This window comes from Microtetraspora sp. AC03309, assembly GCF_020826795.1.
Taxonomy (GTDB): Bacteria; Actinomycetota; Actinomycetes; order Streptosporangiales; family Streptosporangiaceae; genus Microtetraspora; species Microtetraspora glauca.
Map to the genome: position 1 here is coordinate 1 of NZ_JADDIL010000342.1, position 637 is coordinate 637.

Annotated in this window: 1 protein-coding gene; it reads left to right on the forward strand. The window is 63.4% G+C overall.

The annotated features are described in order from the left end of the window. Nucleotides 1-637, forward strand: a 637-nt coding sequence (locus tag IMZ11_RS43230) for a hypothetical protein (RefSeq protein WP_228649451.1), incomplete at both ends; no start/stop codon positions are given.

A 637-nucleotide genomic window follows, 5' to 3' on the forward strand; every position in this document is an offset into this window, starting at 1 on the left:
GTCTGCTGCTGGTCCTGGGCGCCGCGGCGGCCTGGGCCGATCCGGGCACCGGCAGCAACAACGCAGACGGCGGCAACGTCCTCATCTCCTGGATGGGAATCAAAGACAGCGACAACGTTCCGGTCGCGAAGTACTCGCTGACCCTCAACGAGGGCGGATGGAACGATCCGATCTCGACGGCTTTCGCCAAGGTCTCCTCGATCAGCTACGAGATCTACCTATGCGTCACCACGACCGCGCTGTGGTTGATCAAGTTCGTCCTGGAATTCCAGTGGCTACGTCTGTTCACCGTTCCCTTTCAGACGATCGGACGCGGCGTCACCGAAACGATGGATCGATTCGGGCTAGCTGCGACCGCGCTGGCGATCCTGGCCATCGTCGTCGTCGTCACCGCGCTGCTGGGCAAGACCGCCAAAGCGTTCTCCAACATCGCCATGGGCATGCTGATGATCGGCATTGCCGCAACGATTTTCGCCAATCCCCTCAGTGAACTGGTCGGTCCGGACGGTCTGCTGGCCAAGGGACGCGACACCGGCCTGGAGATCGCCACCTCGGTCTCCGACGGGGCCATGTCCAAGAAGGGCGACGGCGCCAACGTCGATGCCATGGTGGCGCGCCTGGCCGACCGGTTCCTGCG